This is a genomic window from Oleiphilus sp. HI0086 (assembly GCF_001635225.1).
This window is the reverse complement of sequence record NZ_LWFZ01001371.1, coordinates 1-1,078: the sequence shown is the minus strand read 5'-3', so window position 1 is coordinate 1,078 and position 1,078 is coordinate 1. Positions and strand designations below refer to the sequence as shown.

2 protein-coding genes are annotated in these 1,078 nt (G+C 46.1%); both read left to right on the top strand.

The annotated features are described in order from the left end of the window. Positions 1-744: chemotaxis protein CheB (locus tag A3756_RS23575; RefSeq protein ID WP_231875624.1), on the top strand; the 744-nt coding region annotated here is incomplete at its 5' end. Between the two features lie 2 nt (positions 745-746). Continuing rightward, positions 747-1,078 (top strand): chemotaxis protein CheW (locus A3756_RS23570; RefSeq protein WP_197481499.1); only part of this gene is annotated, 332 nt, incomplete at its 3' end.

Here is a 1,078-nt window from a genome sequence, read left to right as displayed (position 1 = left end):
GAATCAGAAGACTCTATACTCGCTCTAGACTCCCAGGCCACCAATCACGTCGCAATAGATAAAGCTCAGTCTAAGCCCGTTTTCAGCCAGCCTTCAGACATCGAAAAGGCACCCAGACTGTCTCATCCGCCATCTAAAGACGTTTGGGTTCTAGCAGCCTCACTCGGTGGTCCTGCAGCGGTGAAAGAGTTCCTGGATGAAATTCCATCTACGATCAGAGCCGGCTTTCTTTATGCTCAGCATGTCGATGCCCACTTCTCGGGCGTACTAACACGCGTCTTAGGCCGTCATTCAATGCTCGACCTAAAGCCTATAACCGACTGCTGTTTAGTTAAAGATGGCGAAGTTCTCGTCGTTCCTGTCGACAATGAAGTCTGCTTTTCATCTAATGGTGTCTCAATTAGAGACAATGAATGGGAAGGACCCTATGGTCCATCAATTGACCATTTATTAAGAAATCTGTTTGCGCATTATGGAAAACGTTGCCATGTGATCGTATTTAGCGGCATGGGGAATGACGGCTCGTTGATGGCACCTACGATGCATAAGCAAGGCTGCTCAGTATGGACTCAAGCACCAGATGGGTGTGCGAATGGCTCGATGCCGCAATCTGTGATTGATCTTGAATGCAGTGCATACACCGCATCTCCAAAAGACCTGGCTCGAGCATTAATTAATAAAGTTGGCTGCTACAGTGCACCTGACGCCAGTGCTAGCAATTTAGAAACAAACAAAGGAGTTTAATTGTGTCGGATGCTCAAAGTGTTATCTCTAGCCTATATCTACCGGTTAGTAATACCCAGCTCTTATTACCTAACGTTAGCGTCGCTGAAGTAGTAGGCTATCAAGCGCCTGAAAACCGCGATACTAAGCCAGATTACTTTCTAGGTCTTGTATCCTGGCGTGGAATCAATATTCCTTTATTATCGTATGAAATCGCCAATGGGCTCTCAGCAGCCAAGGTCACACCCAACTCCAGAATTGCGGTAGTCAATACTATTGGTAAACACCAAAAAGACTTACCTTTTTTTGCTATTGTGACGCAAGGTATCCCCCGACTTGTAAAAGTAGGGAATGA